General features: G+C 71.9%; 24 protein-coding genes, 2 pseudogenes and 1 riboswitch. Of the genes and pseudogenes, 8 read left to right on the plus strand and 18 right to left on the minus strand.

What is annotated here, in order from left to right:
* Positions 1-67 precede the first annotated feature (67 nt).
* Positions 68-290: riboswitch (cobalamin riboswitch) on the plus strand.
* Positions 291-456: 166 nt separating this feature from the next.
* Positions 457-2,775: a 5-methyltetrahydropteroyltriglutamate--homocysteine S-methyltransferase gene (gene metE, locus ACJX2R_RS08790; protein WP_413099553.1), complete on the plus strand. Its 2,319-nt coding sequence runs from the start codon at positions 457-459 to the stop codon at positions 2,773-2,775.
* Positions 2,776-2,786: 11 nt separating this feature from the next.
* On the opposite strand, the gene ACJX2R_RS08795 is transcribed toward metE, so the two are convergent.
* Entirely contained in the window at positions 2,787-3,656 is an 870-nt protein-coding gene (locus ACJX2R_RS08795; protein WP_413099554.1) for a helix-turn-helix transcriptional regulator, read from the minus strand.
* Positions 3,657-3,807: 151 nt separating this feature from the next.
* On the opposite strand from ACJX2R_RS08795, the gene ACJX2R_RS08800 reads away from it, so the two are divergent.
* Positions 3,808-4,740, plus strand: a complete 933-nt coding sequence (locus ACJX2R_RS08800; protein WP_413099555.1) for an SDR family NAD(P)-dependent oxidoreductase — start codon at positions 3,808-3,810, stop codon at positions 4,738-4,740.
* A 16-nt stretch (positions 4,741-4,756) separates the two neighbouring features.
* On the opposite strand, the gene ACJX2R_RS08805 is transcribed toward ACJX2R_RS08800, so the two are convergent.
* Complete coding sequence (locus tag ACJX2R_RS08805) at positions 4,757-5,197, minus strand: Lrp/AsnC family transcriptional regulator (RefSeq protein WP_262698844.1); 441 nt, start codon at positions 5,195-5,197, stop codon at positions 4,757-4,759.
* A 186-nt stretch (positions 5,198-5,383) separates the two neighbouring features.
* Here ACJX2R_RS08805 and ACJX2R_RS08810 point away from each other — a divergent pair, with 186 nt between their 5' ends.
* The 3 genes from ACJX2R_RS08810 to ACJX2R_RS08820 all read left to right on the plus strand — a co-directional run bounded on the left by ACJX2R_RS08810 (position 5,384) and on the right by ACJX2R_RS08820 (position 10,728).
* A complete protein-coding gene (locus tag ACJX2R_RS08810; RefSeq protein WP_413099556.1) occupies positions 5,384-8,899 on the plus strand; it encodes an indolepyruvate ferredoxin oxidoreductase family protein in 3,516 nt (1,171 codons plus the stop codon).
* 52 nt (positions 8,900-8,951) lie between these two features.
* Positions 8,952-10,091 carry an acyl-CoA dehydrogenase family protein gene (locus ACJX2R_RS08815; protein ID WP_413099557.1) on the plus strand — a complete coding sequence of 380 codons (1,140 nt, stop codon included), beginning with the start codon at positions 8,952-8,954 and terminating at the stop codon, positions 10,089-10,091.
* 61 nt (positions 10,092-10,152) lie between these two features.
* Positions 10,153-10,728, plus strand: coding sequence for a hypothetical protein (locus ACJX2R_RS08820; RefSeq protein ID WP_413099558.1), 576 nt, complete (start codon positions 10,153-10,155; stop codon positions 10,726-10,728).
* 13 nt (positions 10,729-10,741) lie between these two features.
* On the opposite strand, the gene ACJX2R_RS08825 is transcribed toward ACJX2R_RS08820, so the two are convergent.
* The 13 genes from ACJX2R_RS08825 to ACJX2R_RS08885 all read right to left on the minus strand — a co-directional run bounded on the left by ACJX2R_RS08825 (position 10,742) and on the right by ACJX2R_RS08885 (position 23,465).
* Entirely contained in the window at positions 10,742-11,659 is a 918-nt protein-coding gene (locus ACJX2R_RS08825) for a MurR/RpiR family transcriptional regulator (protein WP_413099559.1), read from the minus strand.
* A 16-nt stretch (positions 11,660-11,675) separates the two neighbouring features.
* Positions 11,676-12,605, minus strand: coding sequence for a phosphoglycerate dehydrogenase (locus tag ACJX2R_RS08830; RefSeq protein ID WP_413099560.1), 930 nt, complete (start codon positions 12,603-12,605; stop codon positions 11,676-11,678).
* Positions 12,602-13,183, minus strand: coding sequence for a glucose-6-phosphate isomerase (locus ACJX2R_RS08835; protein WP_413099561.1), 582 nt, complete (start codon positions 13,181-13,183; stop codon positions 12,602-12,604). The genes ACJX2R_RS08830 and ACJX2R_RS08835 overlap by 4 nt, the downstream gene beginning before the upstream one ends.
* Entirely contained in the window at positions 13,180-14,142 is a 963-nt protein-coding gene (locus ACJX2R_RS08840) for a shikimate dehydrogenase (protein ID WP_413099562.1), read from the minus strand. Before ACJX2R_RS08840 ends, ACJX2R_RS08835 begins: the two co-directional genes overlap by 4 nt.
* Before the next feature lie 54 nt (positions 14,143-14,196).
* Positions 14,197-15,696, minus strand: coding sequence for a glycerol kinase GlpK (glpK, locus tag ACJX2R_RS08845; protein ID WP_413099563.1), 1,500 nt, complete (start codon positions 15,694-15,696; stop codon positions 14,197-14,199).
* 4 nt (positions 15,697-15,700) lie between these two features.
* Positions 15,701-16,795, minus strand: a complete 1,095-nt coding sequence (locus tag ACJX2R_RS08850; RefSeq protein WP_413099564.1) for a zinc-dependent dehydrogenase — start codon at positions 16,793-16,795, stop codon at positions 15,701-15,703.
* On the minus strand, positions 16,792-17,880 hold the full coding sequence (locus tag ACJX2R_RS08855) for a galactitol-1-phosphate 5-dehydrogenase (RefSeq protein ID WP_413099565.1): 1,089 nt from the start codon (positions 17,878-17,880) through the stop codon (positions 16,792-16,794). Before ACJX2R_RS08855 ends, ACJX2R_RS08850 begins: the two co-directional genes overlap by 4 nt.
* A gap of 13 nt (positions 17,881-17,893) precedes the next feature.
* Entirely contained in the window at positions 17,894-18,730 is an 837-nt protein-coding gene (locus ACJX2R_RS08860; protein WP_413099566.1) for an SDR family oxidoreductase, read from the minus strand.
* Positions 18,731-18,872: 142 nt separating this feature from the next.
* Positions 18,873-19,517 (minus strand): bifunctional 4-hydroxy-2-oxoglutarate aldolase/2-dehydro-3-deoxy-phosphogluconate aldolase, encoded by a 645-nt coding sequence (gene eda, locus ACJX2R_RS08865; protein ID WP_413099567.1) that lies wholly within the window; start codon positions 19,515-19,517, stop codon positions 18,873-18,875.
* Positions 19,514-20,413 (minus strand): MBL fold metallo-hydrolase, encoded by a 900-nt coding sequence (locus ACJX2R_RS08870; protein WP_413099568.1) that lies wholly within the window; start codon positions 20,411-20,413, stop codon positions 19,514-19,516. The genes eda and ACJX2R_RS08870 overlap by 4 nt, the downstream gene beginning before the upstream one ends.
* Positions 20,414-20,453: 40 nt before the next feature.
* Positions 20,454-21,293: an ATP-binding cassette domain-containing protein gene (locus ACJX2R_RS08875; protein ID WP_413099569.1), complete on the minus strand. Its 840-nt coding sequence runs from the start codon at positions 21,291-21,293 to the stop codon at positions 20,454-20,456.
* Entirely contained in the window at positions 21,290-22,327 is a 1,038-nt protein-coding gene (locus ACJX2R_RS08880; protein WP_413099570.1) for an ABC transporter permease, read from the minus strand. Before ACJX2R_RS08880 ends, ACJX2R_RS08875 begins: the two co-directional genes overlap by 4 nt.
* A gap of 82 nt (positions 22,328-22,409) precedes the next feature.
* Complete coding sequence (locus tag ACJX2R_RS08885; RefSeq protein ID WP_413099571.1) at positions 22,410-23,465, minus strand: substrate-binding domain-containing protein; 1,056 nt, start codon at positions 23,463-23,465, stop codon at positions 22,410-22,412.
* Between the two features lie 384 nt (positions 23,466-23,849).
* On the opposite strand from ACJX2R_RS08885, the gene ACJX2R_RS08890 reads away from it, so the two are divergent.
* The 3 genes and pseudogenes from ACJX2R_RS08890 (at position 23,850) to ACJX2R_RS08900 (ending at position 25,003) form a co-directional block, all read left to right on the plus strand.
* Positions 23,850-24,389, plus strand: coding sequence for an ATP-binding protein (locus ACJX2R_RS08890; RefSeq protein ID WP_413099572.1), 540 nt, complete (start codon positions 23,850-23,852; stop codon positions 24,387-24,389).
* Positions 24,390-24,447: 58 nt separating this feature from the next.
* Positions 24,448-24,504 (plus strand): annotated as a pseudogene (locus ACJX2R_RS08895) (hypothetical protein); the annotation flags it as partial.
* Positions 24,505-24,808: 304 nt separating this feature from the next.
* Positions 24,809-25,003 carry a hypothetical protein gene (locus tag ACJX2R_RS08900; RefSeq protein ID WP_413099573.1) on the plus strand — a complete coding sequence of 65 codons (195 nt, stop codon included), beginning with the start codon at positions 24,809-24,811 and terminating at the stop codon, positions 25,001-25,003.
* A gap of 287 nt (positions 25,004-25,290) precedes the next feature.
* On the opposite strand, the pseudogene ACJX2R_RS08905 reads toward ACJX2R_RS08900, so the two are convergent.
* The 3 genes and pseudogenes from ACJX2R_RS08905 to ACJX2R_RS08915 all read right to left on the minus strand — a co-directional run.
* Positions 25,291-25,386, minus strand: a pseudogene (locus ACJX2R_RS08905) (hypothetical protein); the annotation flags it as partial.
* Between the two features lie 60 nt (positions 25,387-25,446).
* On the minus strand, positions 25,447-26,271 hold the full coding sequence (locus ACJX2R_RS08910; RefSeq protein ID WP_413099574.1) for an aldo/keto reductase: 825 nt from the start codon (positions 26,269-26,271) through the stop codon (positions 25,447-25,449).
* A 62-nt stretch (positions 26,272-26,333) separates the two neighbouring features.
* Positions 26,334-26,759, minus strand: coding sequence for a GlcG/HbpS family heme-binding protein (locus ACJX2R_RS08915; RefSeq protein WP_413099575.1), 426 nt, complete (start codon positions 26,757-26,759; stop codon positions 26,334-26,336).
* Positions 26,760-26,778 lie beyond the last annotated feature (19 nt).

The following is a 26,778-nucleotide window of genomic DNA, read 5'->3' on the forward strand; positions in this document are numbered from 1 at the left end:
CCCCTGCTCCACGAGGCCATGAGGAGCGGAACCCCCGGCCGACGCGGCCGGGGGTTTCCCATGCCGTAGGCTGGCCGGCGCAGCTGGTTCGCCCCGTCCGCCAGGCGGGAGGCGTCGCAAGAGGGAACCCGGTGGGAATCCGGGACTGCCCCGCAGCGGTGAGCGGGAACGACCGCCGTCATACGCACTGGGTCCGGTGAGATGGGCCTGGGAAGCGACGGCCAGTAGGTGTCCTCCTGAGGAGGACGCGCCCGTGAGTCCGAAGACCTGCCATCTGCCCGCGTACGGACCACCCGTGCGCGGACATCCCGGTGACCTCGAGGGCGGGTCGGCGAACAGGTACCAGGTGGACGACCGCGCGCCTGCCGCGCGAGGTCGTGGCATCCGGTCCGTCACCCTTCGCGCTCTCCTCCCGTCGCCGGGACCTCAGGGATTCATCTCGCGAAGGAGATCTCCGTGACCACCAAGTCCGCGGCCGGGGCGGCACGGGCCACCGTTTACGGCTACCCCCGCCAGGGCCCGAACCGGGAACTGAAGAAGGCGATCGAGGGCTACTGGAAGGGCCGCGTCACCGCCGACGCGCTGAGCGCCACCGCCGCCGAGCTGCGCCGCGCCAACTGGCGGCGACTGGCCGGGGCGGGCATCGACGAAGTCCCCACGGGCGACTTCTCGTACTACGACCACGTGCTGGACACCACCGTCATGGTCGGCGCCATCCCCGACCGCCACCGGGACGCCGTCGCCGCCGACCCGCTCGACGGGTACTTCGCGATGGCCCGGGGCACACAGGACGTGGCGCCGCTGGAGATGACCAAGTGGTTCGACACCAACTACCACTATCTGGTCCCGGAGCTGGGTCCGGACACGGTGTTCGCGGCCGACTCCGCCAAACAGGTCGCGGAGCTCAGGGAGGCCATCGCCCTCGGGCTGACCGCGCGGCCGGTCCTCGTCGGCCCCGTCACCTACCTCCTCCTCGCCAGGCCCGCGCCCGGCGCACCCGCCGGCTTCGAGCCGCTCACTCTCCTGGACCGGCTGCTTCCGGTGTACGCCGAGGTCATGGCCGACCTGCGGGCGGCCGGTGCCGAGTGGGTGCAGCTCGATGAGCCGGCCCTGGTCCAGGACCGCACCCCCGCCGAACGACACGCGGTCGGCCGCGCCTACCGCGACCTCGGCGCCCTCACCGACCGCCCGAAGCTGCTGGTCGCCTCGTACTTCGGCCATCTCGGCGAGGCGCTGCCGGTGCTGGCCAAGGCCCCGGTCGAGGGGCTGGCCCTGGACTTCACGGAGGCCGCCGCGGCGCATCTGGACGCGCTGGCCGCCGTCGGCGGGCTGCCCCGCAAGCGGCTGGTCGCCGGTGTCGTCAACGGTCGCAACATCTGGGTCAACGACCTGGAGAAGTCCCTGGCCACGCTCGGCACCCTGCTGGGTCTGGCGGATCGGGTCGATGTGGCCGCCTCCTGCTCGCTGCTCCACGTCCCCCTCGACACGGCGGCCGAGCGGGACGTCGAACCGCAGATCCTGCGCTGGCTGGCCTTCGCCCGGCAGAAGACCGCGGAGATCGTCACCCTCGCCAAGGGCCTGGCCCACGGCACCGGCGCGATCAGCGCCGAACTGGCCGCGAACCGCGCCGACCTCGCCTCCCGCGCGGGCTCCCCCATCACCCGCGACCCGGCCGTCCGCGCCCGGTCCGCCGCGGTCACCCGGGCCGACGCCCGGCGCTCCCAGCCGTACGCCGAGCGCGCCGCGGCCCAGCGCGCCCACCTCCGGCTGCCGCTGCTGCCGACCACCACCATCGGCTCCTTCCCGCAGACCGGCGAACTGCGCACCGCCCGCGCCGACCTGCGCGCGGGCCGGATCGACACGGCCGGGTACGAGGAGCGCATCAGGGCCGAGATCCAGGAGGTGATCTCCTTCCAGGAGAGGACCGGCCTGGATGTGCTGGTGCACGGCGAGGCCGAGCGCAACGACATGGTCCAGTACTTCGCCGAGCAGCTCACCGGCTATCTGGCCACCCAGCACGGCTGGGTCCAGTCCTACGGCACCCGTTATGTCCGCCCGCCGATCCTGGCCGGTGACATCTCGCGCCCCGAGCCGATGACGGTGCGCTGGACGGCGTACGCCCAGTCCCTCACCGACCGTCCGGTCAAGGGCATGCTCACCGGCCCGGTGACGATGCTCGCCTGGTCCTTCGTCCGCGACGACCAGCCCCGCGGTGACACCGCACGCCAGGTCGCCCTCGCCCTGCGCGACGAGGTGAACGACCTGGAGGCGGCCGGGACCTCGGTGATCCAGGTGGACGAGCCCGCGCTGCGCGAGACCCTGCCCCTGCGCACCGCCGACCGGCCCGCCTATCTGGCCTGGGCGACCGAGGCCTTCCGGCTCACCACCGGCGGCGTACGCCCCGGCACCCAGATCCACACCCATATGTGCTACGCCGAGTTCGGCGACATCGTCCAGGCGATCGACGACCTCGACGCCGATGTCATCAGCCTGGAGGCCGCCCGCTCCCATATGCGGGTGGCCCGCGAGCTCGCCGCCCACGGCTATCCGCGCGAGGCCGGGCCCGGGGTGTACGACATCCACTCCCCGCGGGTGCCCGGCGCCGAGGAGGCGGCCGAACTGCTGCGGACGGGCCTGAAGGCCATCCCCGCCGAGCGGCTGTGGGTCAACCCCGACTGCGGTCTGAAGACCCGCGGCTGGCCGGAGACCCGCGCCTCACTGGAGAACCTGGTCACCGCGGCCCGTACGGTCCGCGGTGAGCTGCCCGCGTCCTGATCCGGGACCGGCTACGGGCGGGGAGCGGCGATGTGGGCACCTGTGACGCGCAGCAGGTCCAGCTTGCCCGCGTCGCTGCTTCCGGTCGCCGCCGTGTAGGTGACCATGCGCAGATCCGCGCCGGCGACGATGAGCACATCGCAGTCGAGCAGGATGTCGCCGATCTCCGGATGCCGGATCGTCTTGCGGTCGGAGGTGTGCTGGGTGGCGGTCGCCCGGGTGGCCCAGTGGTGGGCGAAGACCTCGGACTCCGCCCGTAGTTCCCGCACCAGGCGGGCGAGCCGGGTGTCGGCGGGGTAGCGGGAGACGGCGTCCTTGAGGTCGGCCACGATCGAGGTCTCGAAGGTGTCGGGTCCGCGCTCGGGGCGGACGCGGAGCACCGGGTCACGGGCGGCGGCACCGGTGCCGAACAGGGCGCGGGCGAGGTTGCGTTCGGCGGCCGGGAGCACGGTGGGGTCGCCGTGCAGGGCGCTCCACATGGCGTTCCACCACACCAGGGTCCAGTCGGCGGTGAACACCCCGATCGGGACGTCGCCCAGGCGCGCCGCGAGCCGTTGGACGCCCGGGGGCACATGGGCGCTGACCGTCCCGTCCCGCGGCGGCAGCAGCCCGGCGCTCCGGTACAGCTGGTCGCGTTCGGCGCGGGACAGCTGGAGGGCGCGGGCGAGGGCGCCGACGACCTGGTCCGAGGGGTGCTTCGCGCGTCCCTGCTCCAGCCGCAGGATGTAGTCGACGGAGAGCCCGGCCAGTTCGGCGAGCTCCTCGCGGCGCAGCCCCGGGGCGCGGCGGCTCGCCTTCGGGGCGAAACCGGCGTCGGCCGGGGCGAGGCGGTCGCGCCAGGCGCGCAGGAGCGCGGCGAAGTCGGAGCGGGAGGAAGCCATGGGTTCATTCTCGCCGCGCGGCGCCGGATGAGCCTGGGTACTGCCAGTCCTAGTGACGGGGACGGCACTGGCCGGCGTGGGCGGGGGCGGCGAACGTGGAGCCGCCGGGCCCGGACCGGGCGCCACCGGCCGACCAGTGAAGGAGCCTTCCATGCCTGCTGCGAACCACACCATCGTGATGACGGGCGCGAGCCGCGGGATCGGGCGGGTCGCCGCGGAGCACATCGTGCGCCGGTCGCCCGACGCGCATCTCCTCGTCGTGGCCCGCGCGTCCTCCGGCGCCCGGCTCGCCGAAGGGCTCGCCACGGGCGGGCGTACCGTCTCGTACGTCCCGGCGGACCTCGGCTCGCTCCAGAGCGTCCGCTGCGCCGCCACCGAGATCCATGACCGGCTGGAGCGCGGTGTGCTACCTCCGCTGCGCGGCTTCGTGGGCAACGCGGGCATGCAGTACACCAACGCGCTGACCGAGTCCCCCGACGGGTTCGAGGCCACCTTCGCCATCAACGTACTGGCCAACCACCTCTTCGTCCGGGTGCTCCAGGACCACTTCGCCGTGCCCGCCCGGATCGTGATCACCGTCAGCGACACCCACTTCGGGGACTTCAAGCACAACATGGGCATGGTGCCCGGCCCCGCCTGGAACTCCCCCGATGTCCTGGCCCGCCCGGGGGCCTTCGCCAAGCCGTCCGGCACGGCGGGCGGGCGCACCGCGTACTCGACGAGCAAGCTGGCCGCCATCCACCTCGTGCACGAGTACGCGCGGAGGCTTCCGGCCGGGATCGACGCCATCGCGTACAACCCCGGTTTCGTCCCCGGCACCGGTCTCGCCCGCAACGCCGGTCCGCTCTCCCGCTTCGCCATGCGGCGCGTCCTGCCGGTGATGGCCCTCACCCCGTTCGCCACCGGGCGCGGCGCGGCGGGCCGCTACCTGGCCGATGTCGTGCTCGGCACGACCCCGGCCCCGACCGGCTCCTACGTCGACCGCGCCCGGGTGGCACGGTCGTCGGAGGAGTCCTACGACCCGCGGCGCGAGCGCGAACTGTGGGACGCCGTCGAGCGGTTCACCGTGACGCACCCGGGCTGAGCGGCGCGCCCCCGGGTCAGGCGTGGCGTGTCCACGAGCCCAGCACCATCAGCGTCTTGGTTCCGGTGACCAGGCCGACGCGCCGCAGACCGTCGATGACCTGCTGTAGATGCTCGATGTCCCGCACCCGGACGTGTACCAGGGCGTCGGGGTCACCGGCGATGGTGAAGACGGCCTGCACCTCTGGGACCGTGTAGCAGGTGCGGACGATCTCCCCGACCGGTGTCGTACCGGTGTAGGACAGCTCCACGAACGCCTCGATGCCCCAGCCGAGCTTGGTGTGGTCGATCTGTACCGTGAAGCCCTTGATCACCCCGGTGTCCTTGAGCCGGTCCACCCGGCGCTTGACCGCGGCCACCGACAAACCCACCTCGGGTGCCATCTCGGAGAAGGTGCGCCGCCCGTCCTCGCGCAGCATGCGCAGCAACTGCCGGTCCACCTCGTCGAACTCGGGCATCGGCCCTCCACTCGGCGCCGCGCGCACCCGCACAACCCGCACCAGCGCACGCAAACTCTTTTAGTCAGGATCGCGAATTTCCCCGGCAGTTTGCGTCTTGTCCCGGATCGGCCGCAAGTTACTTGTGCTCCTCCCGAGGGTGTTGCTGTCCTTGGGCCGGACCCCAGTCACGCCGAGGAGGCTCACATGAGCACCGACCCCGCCACGGTTTCGCTCGATGACCCCTACACGGCCCGCGGCGGCCGTGTGCTGATCTCCGGCATCCAGGCCCTGGTCCGGCTCACCCTCGAACAGCGCCGGCTGGACGAGGCACGCGGTCTGGACACCCGCGCGTTCGTCTCCGGCTATCCGGGCTCACCGCTGGGCGGGGTCGATCTGGAGCTGGACCGGGCACGCCGCTTCCTGGACCCCGCCGGTGTGGTGTTCCGGCCGGGTCTCAACGAGGAGCTGGCCGCCACCGCCGTGGCCGGGACGCAAGCGCTGGGGCAGGTGCCCGGGCGCCGCCACGAGGCGGTGACCGGGTTCTGGTACGGCAAGAACCCCGGGCTTGACCGCGCGGCCGACGCGATGCGGCACGGGACGGTGGCCGGTACGGCGGCGCTGGGCGGCGCGGTGGCCTGGATCGGCGACGACCCCGGGGCCAAGTCCTCGACCGTGCCCAGCTCGTGTGAGCCGATGTGCCAGAGCCTGGCCATGCCCCTGCTCGCGCCCGGCTCCGTACCCGAGATCCTCGAATTCGGACTGCACGCCGTGGCCCTGTCCCGGGCCACCGGCCTCTGGGCCGGGCTGAAGATCGTCGCGGATATCGCGGACGCCTCGGCGGTCGTCGACCTGGACGCGCTCCGGCCCGACATCCCCGCCCCGCCCGCCGCCCCGCGCGGCGCGCCGCCCACGCTCGTGGGCCCCGCGTCCCTGGACGCCGAGCACGACATGCTCACCCGCCGGCTGGACCTGGCGCGCGCCTACGCCCGCGAGGCCGGGCTGAACCGCGTCACCTTCAGCGCCCCGCACGCCACCTTGGGCGTGGTGGCCTCCGGCACCTCCTACGCCGTGGTGCGGCGCGCCCTGGCCGACCTCGGCATCGGCGAGGCGGACATGGACGCCCTCGGCGTCCGGCTGATCCGGCTGGCGATGCCGTTCCCCCTCTGCGACGAAGACCTGGTGGCCATGACCGGCGATCTGGACCAGGTCCTGGTCGTCGAGGACAAGGTGCCCTTCCTCGAAGGGCACCTCAAGGCCGCCCTGTACGGCAGCGCCGACGCGCCCGTGGTGGTCGGCCGCCGCGGCGAGGACGGCCGGCCGCTGCTCACCGCCCGCGGCACCCTCGGGGCCGAGGACGTGGCCAGGGCCCTGGCCCGGCGCATCGGCCAGGACCGGCTGCCGCGGACCGCGACCGCCCGGCTGGCCTCGCTGGCACCGCCGCCCGCGCCCCGGATCGCGCTGCCCACCGTGTCGGCGCGCACGCCCTACTTCTGCTCCGGCTGCCCGCATAACACCTCCACCCGGACCGCCGATGACACCCTCGTCGGCGCGGGCATCGGCTGCCACGCCATGATCGCCCTCGATGGCGCGGGCCGCGGCCACCAGATCGGGCTGACCCAGATGGGCGGCGAAGGCGCGCAGTGGATCGGCCTGGCCCCGTTCACCGACGACCGGCACTTCGTGCAGAACCTCGGTGACGGCACCTTCCACCACTCCGGCTCCCTCGCCATCCGCGCGGCGGTGGCCGCGGGCGTGACCATGACGTACAAGCTCCTCTACAACGACGCCGTCGCGATGACCGGCGGGCAGCGGCCCGAGGGGCGCCTGGACGTCCCCGCGCTGACCCGCTGGCTCGCCCTGGAGGGCGTACGGAAGGTCGTGGTGACCACCGCGGCACCGGCCGACTACCGCGGCGTACGCCTCGACCCGATCGCCACGGTGCGCCACCGCGACGACCTGCCCGAGGCCGAGAAGGAGCTGGCCGCCACCGACGGCGTGACCGTGCTCATCCATGACGACCGCTGCGCCGCGGAGGAGCGCCGGCTGCGCAAGCGCGGTCAGCTGCCCACCCCCGCCGAGAAGGTGGTCATCAACGAGCGGGTCTGCGAGGGCTGCGGCGACTGCGGGGATGTCTCCACCTGTCTGTCGGTGCAGCCCGTGGACACCGTCTTCGGCCGTAAGACCCGGATCCACCAGGCGTCCTGCAACTCCGACTTCAGCTGCCTGAAGGGCGACTGCCCCTCCTTCCTCCTCGTCGAGCCGAAGGCGGAGGCGGCCAAGGAGGCGAAGGGCAAGCGGCCGCGTGCCGTCCCCCAGCCACCCGTGGCCCTGACCGCGCCCACCCCGGCGGTGGCCGGGGACAGCGCACTGCTGCGGATGCCCGGCATCGGCGGCACCGGTGTCGTGACCGTCTCACAGATGCTCCAGCGGGCCGCCCATCTCGATGGCCGCTACGCGGCCGGACTGGAGCAGACGGGGCTGGCCCAGAAGGGCGGGCCCGTCGTCAGCGACGTACGGATCTCGGCCACCCCGGTCACCGGCGCCGTCCGGGCCTCCCGTGCGAGCGCCGATGTGCTCATCGGCTTCGATCTGCTCGGGGCGGCCGCCGACGCCAATCTGCGCATCGCCCGCCCCGGCCACACCATCGCCGTCGTCAACTCCGCCATCGTCCCCACCGCGGCCATGGTGACCAACCGGGTCGTCGTGCCCGGCTCCCCGGACGACGCCCTGGAGCGCGTCGAGTCGGCCACCCGTCCCGGGGACAACCTCTACCTCGACGCGCAGAGCATGGCCGAGGCCCTGTTCGGCGATCACATGCCGACCAACATGCTGCTCGTCGGAGCCGCCTTCCAGCACGGCTGCGTCCCGCTGACCGAAGCCGCCATCGAGGGCGCGATCCGCCTGGGCCCGGCCGTGGAGAAGAACCTCGCGGCCTTCCGCTGGGGGCGCGCCGCCGCCCTCGACCCCGACGCCGTACGGCGCGCCCTGGCCGCACCGGAACGGCCGGTCCTGGAGGTCACACCCGAGGCGCACACCGTCGCGGCCACCGCCGCCGGGCCCGGAACGCTCCAGGACGCCGTCGCCCTGCGCGCCGCCGACCTGATCTCCTATCAGGACCGGGCCTACGCCGAGCGGTACGCCACCGAGGTGGCGGAGGTCGCCGCGGCGGCCCGGCGGCGGGCCGGTGACGAGGCGGGCGAGCGCATCGCCGTCGCCTACGCCGAGGGGCTGCACAAGCTGATGGCCTACAAGGACGAGTACGAGGTGGCCCGGCTCCATCTGGACACCGTGGAACGGGCCAGGATCGCGGACGAGTTCGGTGCCGATGCCGACGTGTCCGTCCTGCTGCACCCTCCGGCGCTGCGCGCGCTGGGCATGAAGCGCAAGATCCGACTCCGCCGCACGGCGCCCGCCCTCTTCTCGCTCCTCCGCGCCCTGCGGCGGCTGCGGGGCACCCGGCTGGACCTCTTCGGATACGCCGAGGTCCGCCGCCAGGAGCGGGCACTGATCGAGGAGTACCCGCGCCTGGTCCGCGCCGCCCTGGCCCGTCTGACGCCCGGCAACGCCGCCGCCGTGGAGGATCTGGTGCGGCTCGTCGAGGCCGTCCGCGGCTACGAGGACATCAAGCTGGCCCGGGTCGAGGAGTTCCGCACCACGGCCCGCGCGGCCCTGGACGAGCTGACCGCCACCGCCGACGCCACCGCGGCCGTCTCCGTCTGACCCCGGCCCTTGAGCCCTCTCCTCGTCCGTCCGCACCACAGGAGCGCCCCTCATGCCCGTCGACCGTCTGCTTCCCACCCGTGAGGCCGAGGACCTGCTCGACCTCGTCCGTGAGATCGCCGACAAGGAGCTCGCCCTCCGCGTCGACGAGCACGAACGCACCGAGACCTACCCCGAGGGCCTGTTCCGCCTGCTGGGCGACGCCGGGCTGCTGGGCCTGCCCTACCCGGAGGAGTTCGGCGGGGGCGGCCAGCCCTACGAGGTCTACCTCCAGGTGCTGGAGGAGCTGGCCGCGCGCTGGGCCGCCGTCGCCATCGCCACCAGCGTCCACACCCTCGCCGCCTTCCCCCTGCTCACCTTCGGCACCGCCGAACAGCGCGAACGCTGGGCCGAGGACATCCTCGGCGGCCGGCTCATCGGTGGGTACAGCCTGTCCGAGCCCCAGGCCGGGTCCGACGCGGCGGCCCTGACCTGCCGCGCCGAGAAGGCCCCCGACGGCTACCGGATCAACGGCGCCAAGGCGTGGATCACCCATGGCGGCAAGGCGGACTTCTACGCCCTGTTCGCCCGCACCGGCCCCGGCAGCGACGGCATCTCCTGCTTCTTCGCGCCCGGCCACACCGACGGCCTCAGCTTCGGCCGGCCCGAGGAGAAGATGGGCCTGCACGCCATCCCCACCACCTCCGCCTTCTGGGACGACGCCCTCCTCGCCACCGACCGGCTCATCGGCGGCGAGGGCCAGGGGCTCCACATCGCCTTCAGCGCCCTGGACTCCGGCCGGCTGGGCGTCGCCGCCTGCGCCACCGGGCTCGCCCAGGCCGCCCTGGACGCCGCGGTCGGCTACGCCCACGAGCGCACCGCCTTCGGCCGCAGGATCATCGACCACCAGGGGCTCGGCTTCCTGCTGGCCGACATGGCCGCCGCGGTCGACTCCGCGCGCGCCACCTATCTGGACGCCGCCCGCCGCCGCGACCACGGGCGCCCGTACACCCGTCAGGCCAGCGTGGCCAAGCTGACGGCGACCGACGCCGCCATGAAGGTGACCACGGACGCCGTCCAGGTCTTCGGCGGCTACGGCTACACCCGCGACTTCCCCGTGGAGCGCTACATGCGCGAAGCGAAGATCATGCAGATCTTCGAGGGCACCAACCAGATCCAGCGGCTCATCATCAGCCGCCAACTAGCCCCCTGACCGGCCCCGCGACGGAATGTCGCACCCGGGCACGCCGGGAGGACGGGTCATGATGACCACCATGACATCGGTACGTGGGACGCGCGGGGCGCGAGCGCATCAGCCGGGATCGGGTCGTACGGCGGCGGTGACGGCGGTGCTGACCGCTCTGACCGTGGCCGGTTGCGGCGGGTCGGACACGACCGACGGGGCGCCCCCACACAGTGGGAACCCGTCGGCGTCCCGTTCCGCACAGCCCTCGGACAGCCCCTCCGGCGATCTCGGCACCCCGGCGAAACCGTCGGTGTCGGCGGCGGACGAGCGCGACGTCGGCGCCTGCGCGGACGGCGACTGCGAGGTCGCGGTGTCCGAGCGGGTGACGGTCAGCTTCAAGGGCCCGGCCGGTCCGGCGACGCTGACCGTGAACGACATCGGCCCGAACAAGGTCACCTACACGGTGAAGTCGGGCAACAACCGCTCCCAGGGCGGGGCGAGCGGACCGGGCCAGGGGTGCGTCACCGTGCTGCGCGACCACGGCAGCAGCAACTCGTGCGGAAGGGTGAGCACCGCGCGGCCGGCCGCCCAGCCCGGCGCCGTGGTGATCCTGATGGCGGCCGGGGAGGACGGCACGGCGATCCTGCACATCGTCTCCAGGTGACCGGCCCCGGTGGTCAGCTCTCCACGGGCGGGATTCCCCCGGAACGGGAGTGGCGGATGCCCGCCTCGTAGGTCTCCTTGAGGTGGTGGAGGGTGTCGTCGAAGTGGCGTGCCGCATAGGTGGCGTAGAGGATGTCGATCAGCAGCAGCTGGCCCCACTTCGAGGTGACGGACTCCCCGTAGAGCCCCTCCCCCGCGACGTTGGAGGTGAACAGCGGCACATCGCTGAGCTCCGCCAGCGGGCTGTCCTGGACGGAGGTGATGCCGATGGAGGTGGCCCCGGTCTGCCGGGCGAGCCGCATGGCGTCCACGATGGCGGTGGACTTGCCGGAGTCGCTGATGCCGATGAGCACATCCCGTGGCGTCAGGATGGTGGCCAGCATGACCTGCACGCTCTGGTCGCGGTAGAGCAGACACTTCTTTCCCGCGCGGGTGAACCGCATGACCCCCTCCTCCGCGGCGATGCTGGAGGAGCCCATGCAGCAGAACACCACCGCGTCCGCCTCGTGCAGCAGATCGACGGCCCGGCTGATGGCGTCGCCGCTGACCTGCTTGGCGGTCTGGGCCAGCGTCTGGCGGCTGCTGCGCTCGATCTTGCCCACGATGGCGGGGGGCTCGTCGCCGCGGAGGATGCCCTCGTAGACGAACTCCTCGTCCCGGCCGGCGGCGGCCGACCGGGTGGCGAAGGTGGCCTCGGCGAGGCTGAGGCGGAGCGAGTGATAGCTGTCCATGCCCAGCTCGCGGACGAACCGGGACACCGTCGACTCGGCCACGCCGCACGCCGAGGCCAGCTGCGAAATGGTCATCGACTGTGCCTGCCGGGGGTGGGCCAGCAGATACTCGCCGATCTGGCGCAGCGCGCCCGGTAGGTAGGGCAGCTTGCTGGTGATGAGGTGCAGCACATTGCCGGCCTCATCCGCCGGGACAGCCATGACTCGCTCCGTGGTCTCAGGAAGGGACGGTAAGTACCCGTAGCAGATTCTCCACGGCCGCGCGGGTGGCGCGCTCCACACTCTCCCCGGTGTACCCCCCGATATGGGGTGTGGTGATCACTCGCGGGTGGTGGAAGAGCTCCTTGGGCTCCGGCGGCTCCTGGTCGTACACATCGGTGGCGTACCCGATGAGCCGGCCGTCCTCGAGCGCGTCGAGGACCGCGCCGTCGTCCACCAGGCTCGCGCGGGCCGTGTTGACCAGATGGGCGCCGGGCCGCATGGCCGCGATGGCGGCCTTGTCGAACAGTGGCCGCTCGGCGGGCGGGCAGTGCAGGGTCACCGCGTCCGCGCCGGCGAGCAGATCCTCCATCGTGGTGTACGAGAAGTCCCCGGCGGGGGTGAACTCCGGGTCGGGGAACGCGTCGAAGGCGCGTACGGACATGCCGAGCCCGAGGCCGAGCCGGACCACCCGGCGGCCGATCTGCCCGCACCCCACGACCCCGAGGGTGCGCCCCGCCACCTCCCGGCCCTGGATCCGCTGCCACCGGCCGGCCTTGAGCGTCACGTCCTGCGGCGGGATGTGGCGCAGCCCGGCGAGCGTCAGGGCGATGGCGAGTTCGGCGACGCCCTGGGCGTTGGCCCCGGCGGCGGTCTCGACGGCCACCCCCCGCTCGGCGGCGGCGGTCAGGTCGACGGAGTCGACTCCTACGCCGTTGCGGCTGATGACCTTGAGGCCGGGGGCGGCGGCCAGCACCTCGCGGGTGATCGGCTCGACCCCGGCGAGATAGCCGACGCACGAGGGCAGGAACCGCAGCTGCTCCTCGCGGGTGGGCTGACGGCCGGGGGTGGGGAACAGCAGGTCGTAGCCCGCCGCCTCCAGGGCGGCCAGCGCGGGGTGGCCCGCCTGGGACAGCGAGCGTGGCGTCACGGCGATCCGGTTCGTCACCGCGCCCACTTCGGGTTGTCCACCACCGCCGGGGCGCCGTCGCGCTCCACCACGATCTTGCGGAAGCCCTTGGACTCGATGGTGCCGTAGTCGTGTCCGGCGTGGCCGGGGAAGGCGAAGAAGGTGATCAGCGGCTCGTCGGGCGAGGTGTTGATGGAGCGGTGGGCGTACCGGCCGGGGACGTAGACGCCCTGGCCGGGGGTGAACTCCTGCCACTGCACATCGCCCTCGGGGTTCTCCATCATCATCAGGCCCCGGCCGCGCAGGCAGTAGTAGATCTCGGCGGTGTCGAGTACGGAGTGGAAGTGGCCCTTGGTCATGAAGTACTCGTCACCGACCTTGCCCGGATAGGTGACGCTGGTGCCGTAGGCCACCTCCCCGGAGCTCTGGGGGACGCCCATGTCGAAGAACTCGTAGACCAGGACGTCCTCTTCGGCCAGTCGCACCGCGGCCGCCTGGTCGGCGTACATCCCGGCCATGGCGGACATGCGGCGCTGGAGCGGCTTCTTGGTCCGGGAGAGCCCGGTGACCAGGCTGAAGTCGGTGACGACGGCCGGGCGGGGGGCGGTGGTGCTCATGCGTGCTCCTTGGTGACGTCGCGGGCGATGCGGGACAGCCGCTCGAAGACGGGGCCGTGGGTGGGGATGTCGATGTGGAAGACCTCGGCGATGACGCGGGTCCAGCCGTGGATGAAGTACGGCCAGCCGTCCACCACGCTCGGCCCGGAGGCGTCCCGCTGGGCCCGTGCCTGGTCGAGGAAGACCAGGTCGCCGCGGTAGTTGAAGTCCCAGGCGATGGCGTCGGCGGGGAACCGGGCGGCGTCGGTGAGCGGGGATCCGGGCCGGTCCTTGCCGAGTCCGGTGGCGTTGACCACGACGGAGCCGGGGGACAGTGTCCGCAGCTGTGCGTCGTTGTCGCTCGGCTCGGGGGCGAGCCGGTAGTCGACGGGGATGGCGAAGCCGAGGCGTTCGTGGACGGTGCGCATCTCGCGCAGCCGGGCCTCGCGGCGGTTGGTCACCACGATGCGGGAGGGGACGTCGCCACCGGCCGCCTCGCGGTTGTGGAGGTACAGCGTGAGGGCGAGGGAGGAGCCGCCCGCGCCGAGCAGCAGCAGCTCGCCCCCGGTGCGGGACCAGTAGCCGTCGGGCACGATGGCCTCCAGGGCCAGGCCGCTGGTGACGGGGTCCATGGCGTGGCCCCACAGCTGGTCGCCGCGCTTGGAGACGCTGCTGACCTCGTCCAGCAGCTCGGTTTCGTGGCCGACGCCGTCGAAGAGTTCGTGGGCGGCCTTGTAGAGGTTGAGCTTGTGGGTGGTGACCAGCGCGCCCAGCGAGTGGGGGTCGTGCTTGATGAAGTCCACCACCTCCCGGTAGTGCTCGGGGGTGTCGTCCAGCGGGAGGTCGATGCCCTCGATGACGGCGTCGAGCTTCAGCTCGCGCGCCCACGCCGGGAAGACCTTCATGATGGAGGACTTGGTGGTGGTGACGCCGATGAAGTACATCGTCGGGCGGGCGGCGGCGGGATACGTCCGCGGCATGTCAGTTCTCCTTCGAGGAGCCGTGCGGGGTTGAGGGCCGGGTGGGCGGCCGGGTCAGTGCTCCTCCCAGTCCCGGGCGCAGCCCACCGCCTTCTGCCAGCCCGCGTAGAGCCGGTCGGCTCGTGCGCGGTCCATCGCGCAGTCGAAGCGGCGCTCGAGCCGGAAGGTGCCGGACAGTTCCTCCCGGTCCTTCCAGAACCCGGTGGCGAGCCCGGCGAGGAAGGCCGCGCCACGGGCCGAGGACTCGATGACGGTGGGGCGCAGCACGGGGACGTCGAGGATGTCGGCCTGGAACTGCATGAGGAAGTTGTTGGCGGTGGCCCCGCCATCGACCTTGATCTCCCGCGTGGTGAGGCCCGAGTCGGCCTCCATACAGCTGATGACGTCGCGGATCTGGTAGGCGATGGACTCCAGCGTGGCCCGGATGACGTGCTTGCGGCTGGCGCCGCGGGTCAGGCCGAAGATGGCGCCCCGCGCGTACTGGTCCCAGTACGGGGCGGCGAGCCCCACGAAGGCCGGTACGACGTAGACGCCGTTGGTGTCGGGGACGTTGAGTGCGGCGTACTCGGTGTCCTCTGCGTCGTAGACGATCTGGAGCTCGTCGCGCAGCCACTGGATGGAGGCGGCGGCCACGAAGATCAGCCCTTCCAGGGCGTATTCGACGCCGCCGTCCACGCCCCAGGCGATGGTGGTGAGCATGCCGCTGCCGCTGAAGACGGGGGTGTCGCCGGTGTTGAGGACCAGCGAGGCCCCGGTGCCGTAGGTGGCCTTCACCGAGCCCGGGTCGAAGCACGCCTGGCCGAACAGCGCGCCCTGCTGGTCGCCGACGGCCGAGGCGACCGGGATCCGGGCGCCGAGCAGCACCGACTCATCGGTGTGGCCGTAGACCTCGCTGGTGGGACGCACCTCGGGGAGGATCGCGCGGGGGATGCCGAGCTCGTCGAGCAGCCGCTGGTCCCAGTCCAGCCGGGTGATGTCGAACAGCATGGTGCGCGAGGCGTTGGTGTAGTCGGTGACGTGTGCGGCGCCGCCGGTGAGGTTCCAGATCAGCCAGGAGTCGACGGTGCCGAAGGCGAGTTCGCCGCGCTCGGCGCGCCGTCGTGCGCCGGGGACGTTGTCGAGGATCCACTTCACCTTGGTGGCGGAGAAGTAGGCGTCGATGATCAGCCCGGTGGTCCGCTTGACGTACTCCTCCAGGCCACGGGCCTTGAGCTGCTCGCACAGTGCGGCGGTGCGGCGGTCCTGCCACACGATGGCGTGGTGCACGGGCTCCCCGGTGGCGCGGTCCCAGACCACCACCGTCTCGCGCTGGTTGGTGACGCCGATGGCGGCGATGTCCTCGGAGCCGCACTCGGCCTGGGCCAGCACCTGCTTGGCGACGGTGACCTGGGTGTTCCAGATGTCGAGCGGGTTGTGCTCGACCCAGCCGGGCTGCGGATAGATCTGCGGGAACTCCTGGCTGGCGAGCGCGGCGATGTCGCCCGCCTTGTCGAAGAGGATGGCCCGGATGCTGGTGGTGCCGGCGTCGAAGGCCATGACATAGCGGTGGGTCATGGGATCACCTGTCTTCCGCCGGGACCGCGGGGCCCGATGTGGTGGCGTGGGGGTCGCCGTGACACGCGATCATGGCCTTCATCCCGGCCCCGGAGGCCGCGTAGCCGAAGGCGTCGTGGATCTTCTCCAGTGGGAACACCTCACTGACCAGTGGTGACAGATCGACGCGGCGCTCGCCGACCAGCCGCAGACAACGGCCGTAGTCGCCGTTGGTAGAGCCGGTCGTCCCGGTCAGGGTGAGGCCCTTGTAGTGCACCGCGTTGGTGTCGAGCGGGATGGTCCGCGCGGCGCCGAGGCCCGCGAAGTAGTTGAGCCGGCCGTGCGGGGCGAGCAGTTCGGCCGCCCGCGCCTGCACCTGGGGGTCGGACACCGCCGTGATGACCACGTCCGCGCCCCGGCCGCCGGTGTGCTCGCGCACCACCTCGGCCAGATCCTGTTCGCCGACCCCGACACACACATCGGCGCCGAGCCGGGCGGCGAGGTCCAGACGGGGGCGGCTGCGGTTGGAGATGATCACCTTGCGGGCCCCGGCGAGCTTGCCGAGCAGCACATGGAACGCGCCGATGGGGCCCGCGCCGGTGATGACCACGACGTCCTCGGGGCCGACCCGGAGCCCGCGCTGCCCGCTGTAGCAGCAGGAGAACGGCTCCACCAGGGCCGCCTCGGCGTACGAGACGCCCTCGGGGATCTCGAAGACGTTGCCGCGCTGGACGGCGAAGCCGGGCACCCGCAGCAGCTCCTGGAAGCCGCCGTCGATGCTGATCCCGAACGCCTCGTAGTCCGGGCACATGTTGTTGTAGCCGTGGCGGCACATGTCGCAGCGGCCACAGCCCACGTTCGGGGTGACGGTGACCCGCATGCCCGGGTGGAACGCGGTCACCCGCGGCCCGGCGGCCACCACGTCCCCCGCCACCTCGTGGCCGAGCACCCGCCGCTGCCCGTCACGGATCTTGAAGTGGCCGTGCTTGAAGACGCGCAGGTCGGTGCCGCAGATGGAGGCCGCCCGGACCCGCACCAGCAGATCGTCGCCGACGACGGTGGGCTCGGCCACGTCCTCGACCGCGAGCTCCCCCGGCCGGCGCAGAACGGCGGCCCTCATGACGCACCTCCGACGACACCGGGCCGGATGAGTTCGGCCTGGGCCTGGTCGGCGACCGCGAAGACGACCTTGTTGTACCAGGTGCGGCGCTCCAGCATGTCGGCGAACATCGCCGGTGCCTCCTCCAGGCTCGGGGTGTGGCTGATGAGTGGCGCCACCTTCAGATCGCGGCCGAGGTGGTGGACCACCATGTCCCATTCGCTGCGCCCGGCCGGGGTGATCCTCGAGTTCCAGGTGCCGTAGACGCGCAGCTCACGGCGGAGGATCGAGGAGACCAGGGCGCGCGGCAGGGTCAGGTCACCGGAGATGTCGCCCAGGAGCATGACCTGGCCGAGCGGGGCCGCCGCGGTGATGGCCTGGACGAGGGTGGCGGGCAGACCGCTCGCCTCCACCGCGCAGTCCACGCCCCGGCCGCCGGTCAGCTCGCGAACCGTGTCCACCGTGTCCCCGGCGGACGCGTCGATGACCGGGAAGCCGAGACCGGCCATGACGGCGCGCTTGCGCTCGTCCACATCGGCCACGTACACCTCACTGGCACCCAGGATGCGCAGCCACTGGGCGGCCAGCGCCCCGATGGGCCCCGCCCCGATCACCAGCGCGGTGGCGTGGGCGGGCAGCTGGAACTTCAGCATGGCGTGCAGGGCGACCGCGGCGGGCTCCACCATGGCGGCGTGCACCAGCGGCACATCCCGCGCCACCGGCACCAGATTGGCCTCGGGCACCTGGAGGAACTCGGCCATGGCGCCGTCGCGCCGCGACCCGTAGTAGTCGTAGCCGGAGCCGACGGCGTACTCGCCGATCTGGGTCATCGGATCCGCCGGATCGGGCAGGAGGGGGAAGACCGCGGCGCGGTCCCCGGGGCGGAAGCGACTTCCCTCCGGCGCCTCCTCGACCACGGCGGAGAACTCATGGCCCAGGACGAGCGGATAGTGATACGCCTTCCCGCGGCCGAATCTCAGCACGTCCGAGCCGCATACGCCCACACCGCCGACGCGGACGAGGACGGAGCGGTCGCCCACGGGGTCGGGGGCGGGGATGTCGGTGAGGGTGAGGACGCCCTCGGATTGCAGTACTGCTGCCTTCATCGCTTGGTCCGCCTCAGACTTCCATGCCGTAGCGGTGTGCCTTGTGCGTCGGGTAGAGCGCGATCTGCGGGATGGTGACGTCGGGCGTGCGGGTGGCCACGTAGAGGGAGACCTCGGCGACGTTGTCGACGTCGATGCAGCTGGCGTGGATGCCCTCGGCGAGCTCCTTGTCGTCCAGCCAGCCGTCGAGGTAGGCGGGGATGTCGCCGTCGTACAGGCCCTTGTCGATGATCTCGGTCATCGGGGTTTTGACGTGGGACGGGTTGATCACCGTCACACCGATGTTCTTGTCCTTGCCCTCAAGGAGGATGTTCTTGCTGAATCCCATCATCCCGTGCTTGGAGGCGCGGTAGGGGCTGTGGCCGGGGCCGGATGCCAATCGGGCCGAGGACGATCCCATATTGATGACGCGCCCGCCGGTGGACTGCCGCTCCATGATGCGGAACGCCTCGCGGCAGCACAGGAAGACCGCGGTCAGATTGGGGCCGATGGTCTTGTTCCACTCCTCCAGCGTCACCTCGGTCACCGGGGGTGAGAGCGAGTCGCGGCCCGCGCTGTTGACGAGGAGGTCGACCTGGCCCCACTCCTCCATGGCGGTCCGGAAGAAGCCCTGGACCTGCTCCTCCTCGGTGACATCGGCCTCGATGCCCACGCAGACGCCGCCCTGGGACTGGATGGAGCCGACGACCTGCTGGAGTCGCTTGCCGTCGATGTCGACCAGGAGGACCTTGGCCCGGTTGGCCGCGAAGATCCGGCCGACGGCCTCGCCGATGCCGGAGGCCCCACCGGTGATGATGGCGACCTTGCCCTCCAGCGCGGTGCCGGGGGCGGGTTCGTAGGTGGTGGTCATGCTGTCCCTTTGGGGTGTGGTGGGTGGGTGTTCGAAGGTGGTCTTCAGGAGGTGGGTTTCAGGGGGTCGTCTTCAGGAAGTGGCTGTCAGGGGGTGGTCCTCAGGAAGTGGCTGTCAGGGGGTGGTCCTCAGGAGGTGGCTGTCAGGAGGTGGCCGCGGCGGCGATCCCGGCCGCGCCGCGGGCGTTGCGTCCGATGGCCGCGTACTCCCCCTCGGCCAGCAGCGCCGTACTGGCGATCCAGGTGCCGCCGCATGCGGCCACGTGCGGCCGGCTCAGATAGTCGGGGAGGTTGTCCGGTGTGATGCCGCCGGTGGGCATGAACGCCATGCCGTCGTACGGAGCCGCCATGGCGTCCAGCAGCCGCAGTCCGCCCGACGCCTCGGCCGGGAAGTACTTCACCAGCGGCAGTCCCCTGGCCACGGCCGCCTCGACACCGGTGGGGCTGTTGACGCCGGGGACGACGGGGATCTTCCGCTCCAGGCAGTGGTCCACGACGTCCGGGTTGAAGCCGGGCGCCACCACGAACTGGGCTCCCGCGTCGACGGCCTGGTCCACGGTGGCGCGGTCCAGGACCGTACCCGCGCCGACCAGCAGCTCGGGGTGGCGGGCCCGCAGGGTGGCGATCCCGTCCCGGGCGGCCGGGGTGCGGAAGGTGATCTCGGCGACCGGAAGTCCCGCCGCGAGCAGCGTCTCGCCGAGCGGGTCGGCGTGGCGTACCTGGGGCAGGGTGACGACCGGGACGACCCGGACGCGGCGCAGTTCGCCGAGGAGTTCGGTGGGGTTCATCGGTCCTCCTTCGCGGTGGGGCCGCCCGGGGTGAGGACGTAGGCGTCACCCACCCGCGGCACGGTCCAGGACAGTGGCGTGGCGCGGCGGCGCAGTGTGTCCCGGGTGTCCTCCGGGTCGACGGTGTTGAAGTCGAACAGGCCGAAGTGGTGGCAGAGCAGGTGCGGGATCCCGGCCGCCTCGCACAGCTCGGCCGCCTCCCGGACGGTGAAGTTGCCGGGGACGCCGTTCTCGGTGCGGTGTCGGTCGCGCCCGTTCACGGGCAGCAGCGCCACGTCGGCGCGGAGTGTGCGCAGGCGCTCGGGCTGCCCGTCGTACGGGACGCAGTCGCCGGAGTGGTAGACGCGGACACCGCCGACCGTGAGCACATAGCCGAGGAAGCGGTGGTCTCCGTTCTCGTCCTGTTCGAGCTGTTCATGGGCGGCCGGGACCGGTTCGACGGTGACCCCGCCGTCCAGTTCCACGCGCTCATCCGCGGTGGTCCCGGTCAGCCGGGTGGCGGGTACGCCACGCTCCAGGGCCCGCGCCCGCTCGGCGCGCGGGACGACGAAGCGCGGGTCGTTGTGCGGGAGCAGGGCCCGGATGGTGCCCGGGTCCATATGGTCGGTGTGTCCATGGGTGCACAGCACCGTGTCCACCCCGCGGATGGCCTCCGGTGCCACCGGGGCGGGGTGCATCCGCCGGTGCGGGAAGAGCTTGCCGCGGTACTTCTCGGCGAGGGTGTCCGAGAGGTACGGGTCGATCAGGATGAGCCCGCCGCGGTGGCGCAGGGCGAATCCGGCCTGCCCGAGCCACCACAGCGTCACATCCTCCGGTCCGGCCTCCGGCGGGGCGGCGAAGGTGCTGGTCAGAGGGGTACCGGACACGGGGCGCACGGCGGGCCGTGTGATGTTCATGCCTGCTCCCGGTGGGTGGGGGTGGGGTCGCCGTGCGCGGTCATCGGGTGCCCGCCGGGGATCTGCCGTCGAGCTCCGCGGGGTCCAGCGCTCCGGTCATCAGGGCGACGGCGTCGGACATCGAGATGTCGGAGGTGCGCACCAGGGCGGCGCGCCGGCCCAGCCGCTGGACGTGGATGCGGTCGGCGACGTCGAAGACATGGGGCATGTCGTGGCTGATCAGGATCACCGGCACACCCCGGTCGCGGATTTCGCGGATGAGGTCGAGCACCCGCTGCGACTCCCGCACCCCGAGCGCCGCCGTCGGCTCGTCCATGATGATCACCCGGCTGCCGAAGCAGGCGGCGCGTGCCACGGCGACGCCCTGGCGCTGCCCGCCGGAGAGCGTCTCCACCGGCTGGGAGAAGTTCTGGATGGTCAGCAGCCCGAGGGAGGTGAGCAGTTCCCGGGTCTCCTCGCGCATCCCCTTCTTGTCGAGCAGCCGGAAGATCCTGCCGAGCGGTCCTGACCTGCGGCGCTCACGGCCGAGGAAGAGGTTGGCGGGAATGTCCCGGGAGGGCGCGACGGCCAGGTTCTGGTAGACGGTCTCCAGTCCGTGGTCCCGCGCGTCCAGGGGGTTGCGGAACCGCACCGGCTCTCCGAAGAGGCGGATCTCCCCGGCGTCGGGGACCTCCGCCCCGGAGAGGCACTTGATGAGCGTCGACTTGCCGGCGCCGTTGTCGCCGATGACGGCGAGGACCTCGCCGGCGCGCAGTTCCACATCGGCCCCGCCGAGGGCGGTGACATGTCCGTAGCGCTTGACCAGGCCGCGCGCCTGGAGGGCGAGTACGTCGGTGGTGGTGTGCCGGGGATCGCTCTGGGGATTGTTCCGGGGATTCATGCCGCCACCTTCCGGATCCACTGGTCGGCGGCGACGGCCACGATCACCAGGACGCCCACGGTGAAGACCTGCCACAGGGCGTCCACTCCGGACAGGGCGAGCCCGCTGCTGAACACGCCCACGATGAGGGAGCCCAGCAGGGTGCCGAGGACATGGCCACGGCCGCCGAAGAGGCTGGTGCCGCCGATGACGACGGCGGTGATGGACTGGAGGTTGAGGTTCTCACCGGCCTGCGGGCTGACCGAGCCGATCCGCCCGATGAGGAACCACGCGGCGAGACCGCAGATCAGCCCCGCCACCACATACACGCTGAGCAGCACCCGACCGGTGCGGATCCCGCTGAGGCGGGCCCCCTCGCGGTTGTCGCCCACCGCGTGCAGATGGGCGCCCCACGCGGTGCCCCGCAGCAGATAGGCCACGGCGGCGAAGCAGCCGATCATCATCAGCGAGCTGTAGGTGACATCGGTGCCCAGGACATTGATGGAACGGCCCGGCCAGCTCAGCAGGGCCGGCACGTCCTGGGCCCGGATGGTCTCGCTCCGCGAGTAGAAGAGAGTGAGGGCGGAGAAGACGCTGAGGGTGCCGAGCGTGGCGATGAACGGCGGGATACGGAACCGGGTGACCAGCACACCGTTGAGTCCGCCGCAGACGCCACCGATGACGACACCGAGCAGCAGGGCCAGGGGCACCGGCAGCCCGTGGTCCACCGCCAGCTTGCCCATCACCACGGAGGCGAGCACGGTGATGGCCCCGACCGACAGATCGATGCCCGCGGTCAGCACGATCAGCGTCTGGGCGATGCCGACCATGCCGATGATCTGCACCTGCTGGACGATCAGCGAGATATTGAGCGGATCGCTGAACCGGGCCCCCACCCACACACTGAAGAACAGCGAGGCGAGGAGCAGCACGATGAGCGGGCCGAGCAGCGGCTTGGTGTGCAGGGCCGACTGTCCGCGGGCGAGCGCTCCGCGCGCCCGCGGCCGTGTGGTGGGCGGATCTGCGGCGGTTGGGGGGACGGTGTCGTGCACCACGGTCAACTCCTGGAAACGGTAAGGGGTTTGTGGATGTGCCGGACGTCCGCCGGGGGCCGGCCCCGAGCGGTGGTGCGCGGGGCTAGCCCCAGCAGTGGCGCAGGCCCCAGTCCGACTTCTGCGATTCCAGGCCGGATACGGGGGTGTCCGTGATGAGGGAGACTCCGGTGTTGGTGAAGCCCTGTCCGGAAGAGCCGGAGTCCTTGCCGCCGTCCTTGGCGTGCGCGGCCACGGCGGCGAGGCCGTCGGCCGCCATCTTCACGGGGAACTGCATGGAGGTCGCGCCGATGACGCCACCGGCCACGTTCTTGACGCCGGGACAGCCGCCGTCGACGGAGACGATGGTGATGTCCTTCTGCTTACCGGCCGCCTTGATGGCCTGATAGGCACCGGCGGCGGTGGGCTCGTTGACGGTGTAGACGAGGTTGATCGAGCCGTTCTTCTGGAGCAGCTTCTCCATGGCGTCGCGCCCGCCCTCCTCGTTGGCGCCGGTCACCTCGTGGCCGACGATCCGGGAGTCGCGCTCGTCGCCGATCCGGTTCGGGTTCCGGACATCGACGCCGAAGCCCTCCAGAAAGCCCTGGTCCCGCAGGACGTCGACCTTGACCTGCTCGGAGCTGAGGTCCAGCAGGGCGACCCTCGGCCGCTTGCCGTCGATCCGCGCCCTGGCCCACTTGCCGATCATGCGGCCGGCCAGCCGGTTGTCGGTGGCGAAGGTGGCGTCCACCGCGGACGCCGGTTCGGTCGGCGAGTCCAGGGCGACGACCATGACACCGGCCTTCCGCGCCCGGTCGATGGCGGGGATGATCGCGCCGGAGTCGGCCGGTGTGATCAGAATGCCCTTGGCACCCGCCGCCACCAGGTTCTCGATGGCCTTGACCTGTGAGTCGTTGTCGGCCTGGCCCTTGCCGGCGAAGGTCCTCAGGTCCACGCCGAGCTGGCGGGCCTTCTTCTGGGCGCCTTCGCGCATCTTCACATAGAAGGGATTGTCGTTGGTCTTGGTGACGAGGCCGACGATGGTCTTGTCGTCACCGTGGCCGCTGATGCCGCTCCCGCATGAGGTGAGCAGCAAGGTGAGACCGATTCCCGCGGACAAGGCCGCGAGCGCTCTGTGGCGCGGCATGACGCGATCTGCCATGAGATTGCCTTTTCTCGACGTGCGGGGGGTGGCTGGGGGGAAGTGCGCCGCCCGCCGGGTGCCGGTTCGCGGCAGCGGGGACTGTCGGTGCCGACGCGTTCATCGGTCGGCTCGGCCCTGATCGGGCTGGGGATGGCCGGTGGGACGTGCTCAGCGGCTCGATCCATAACGTCGCAGAGGTTTCGAGCACTGTCAACGTGCCTCGAAGAAATTTCCACGACACACGCTCGACATGAACCGCACTCCGGGAGGCGGGCGTGGAAATTTCTTCGAATTACCTTGACCATCGCAGAAATCACTACCACTCTGGGAGGTGGCCCCTTCCCGACGGAGTCGGCCACAACCCCCTTCCGGACCGCACAGCGCCCGGAAAGGAGTACGGAAATGACAGTGAACCCAGCGGGCGCGATCGCCACCGTGCCTCCCTCACCGCCCAACGGCCCGCCGCCGCGCCGGCGGACGGGTCCGCCCGATGTCCACACCACCCCGCGCGGGCTGGCCCTGCGGCTGGCCTCCGACCCGGCCGCCGTGGGCCGGGCCCGCCGTACCGCGGCGGGCGCGCTGCGCGGCTGGGGGGTGCCCGACACCGCCGCCGACGACATCGTCCTCATGGTGGACGAGTTGGTGACCAACGCGATCGAGCATGCCGACGGGCCCGTGTGGCTGCGGCTGCGGCTGCGCCGCGGATGCTGTGTGATCTGCCAGGTCGGGGACGGCTGCCATGAGGCGCCCCGGCCGCGCCCCAGCGACCCCGACGCCGAGGGCGGCCGCGGGCTGCTCCTCGTCGCCGCGCTCGCCGATACCTTCGGCACCCGCGTCACCGCCACCGGAAAGGTCATCTGGTTCCGGCGCCGGGTACGGGACGGCCGGATCCCGGCGCCCCGCACCGCCTCCCCGCACCCGTTCATCGGCGTCGATTCCTGAGCAGATTCCTGACCAGAGACGTCTGGCTCTCGTCCGTAAGTCCGTTGAGGTTCTCGACCTGCTCGCGGCGAAGGGAGAGGCGACGGCCGCACAGCTCGCGGAGGAGCTGGGCGAGCCCCGCAGCTCGGTGTACCGGCTGCTGTCGAGCCTCCAGGGCCTGGACATGGTGGAGGGCGGCAGCCGCCGCGGCACCTTCCGTCTGGGGTTCCATCTGCTCACCCTCGGCACCCCCGTCGTGGAACGTTTCGACGAGCGGCGCTTCGCGCAGCCGGTGCTGGAGCGCCTCCACGACGAGACCGGCGAGACGGTGTACCTGTGCGTCCAGCGCGGCCGCGAGGCGGTGTGCATCGAGCGGCTGGACGGCCGGCGGGTCCAGTCCCTCGCCCTGACTCGGCGGTGCGCTGCCGCTGCACGCCGGCGTGGCCGCGCTCGGCGTCCCGATCCTGGACTACCGGGGGCAGGTGCGTGCCGCCCTGTCCATCAGCGGGGTCCGCGAGGCGATCCTCGGCACGGACCCGGCCGGTCCGCGCGAGCGGTTGGTCGAGGCCGGCCAGGAGATTTCGCGGGCGCTGGGCTGGAAGGCCGTCACCGGCGCCGTCGCCGACTTCGGCTGACCCGGCGGGACCGGCTTCGCGCTCCTTGCGCACGAGTGCCTCGACGTCCTTGAAGTGCTCCTCGGTGGTGGACGCGGTGGTCTCGTCCAGCAGCACCCGGTGCTCGTTCACCTGGGATCGGCTGGGCGCCACCATCTGACGGGGGCCGGGGCCGCGCCGTCCGGCCGGCATGCCGAGGTCCACCCCGCGCATCCCGACCACGCCGAGGGCGGCGCACGTACGCTCCGTGCGGTCGCGCCCCCCGACGAGCTGCCACGGCCTGCGGCGGCCCGCCGCGCTGAGGCCGGTCAGCCAGACGTTCTCCTGGACGCTGAAGGTGTCGACTTGCCGGCGCCGTTCGCTCCGCAGATGGCAAGCACCTCGCCCGGGTAGCGGCTCAGGGTGACATCGGAGACGGCGACGACACCGGAAGTGCGGCAGTACGCGGTGGCCCGGCGGCCGGGTCAGTTGAGGGTGTCGGGGTCCGGCCCGGTGCGCTGACCGCGGTCGAGAGCGCCGATCGCCTCGATGTCCTCAGGGGTGAGGGTGAAGTCGAAGACGTCGATGTTCTCCCGGATGCGGGCGGGGGTCACGGACTTGGGGATCACGACGTTCCCCAGCTGGAGGTGCCAGCGCAGGACCACCTGGGCGGGCGTCTTGCCGTGTCGCCGCGCTATCGCGGTGAGGGCGGGGTCCTGGAGAAGGGCGCCCTGGGCCAGCGGGCTCCACGCCTCGGTGGCGATGTCGTGCTGGGCGTGGAAGGCCCGCAGCTCCCCCTGCTGGAGGTAGGGGTGCAGCTCGACCTGGTTGATGGCCGGGACCACACCGCTGTGGTCCAGCAGCCGCCCCAGATGGGCGGGCTGGAAGTTGGACACGCCGATGGCGCGGGTGCGGCCGTCGGCCAGCAGCTTCTCCAGGGCGCGCCAGGTGTCCAGGTAGAGGTCACGGGCCGGGGTGGGCCAGTGGATCAGGTAGAGGTCCACGTAGTCGGTGCCCAGCTTGGCCAGGCTGGCGTCGAAGGCCACGAGGGTGGAGTCGTACCCCTGGTCGGCGTTCCACAGCTTGGTGGTGAGGAACAGCTCCTCGCGGGGGACGCCGGACTCGGCCAGGGCACGGCCGACACCGCCCTCGTTGCCGTAGATGGCCGCGGTGTCGATGGAGCGGTAGCCGGCCTCGATGGCGGAGAGCACCGCGCCGGTGGTCCGCTCGTCCTCCACCTGGAAGACGCCGAAGCCCAGTTGCGGGATCTCGAGGCCGGTGTGGAGGGTGACGTTGGGTACGGAGGTCATGGTGTCCTTCGTCAGGTCGTGGGTGTAGTGGGGTTTCTGTGGCTCGGGGGTCTGGGCCCGGGTCAGCCGAGCGTCGCGACCGCCGTGGTGGCGATCTCGTGGTCCTGCTCGGGGGCGCCGCCGCCCACGCCGAGCGCGCCGATCAGCCGGCCGTCGCGGTGGACCGGGACGCCACCGGCGATGAACAGCAGCGGACGGTCGAGGGCGGTGGGCAGGGTGTGGAAGGCGCCTCCGGGCTGGACCGCGTCGACCAGGCCCGCGGTGGGGGCGTCCAGCTGGAGTGCGGTGAACGCCTTGCGGGTGCTGGTCTCCCCCGCGATCAGTACGGCCCGGTCGTCGCGCCGGAAGGCCAGCGGATGGCCACCGGCGTCGAGGACGCTGATCGCGGCCGCCACCCCGGCCGCCTCGGCGGCGGTGCGGGCGGCCTGGACGAGGGCCTCGGCGTCCTTCGTGGTCAGCGGGGCGACGGCGGTCTCGGGGGTGCTCATGGCGGGTCGGTCTCCTTGA

The organism is Streptomyces sp. Inha503 (assembly GCF_047215865.1).
Classification (GTDB): Bacteria; Actinomycetota; Actinomycetes; order Streptomycetales; family Streptomycetaceae; genus Streptomyces; species Streptomyces lycopersici.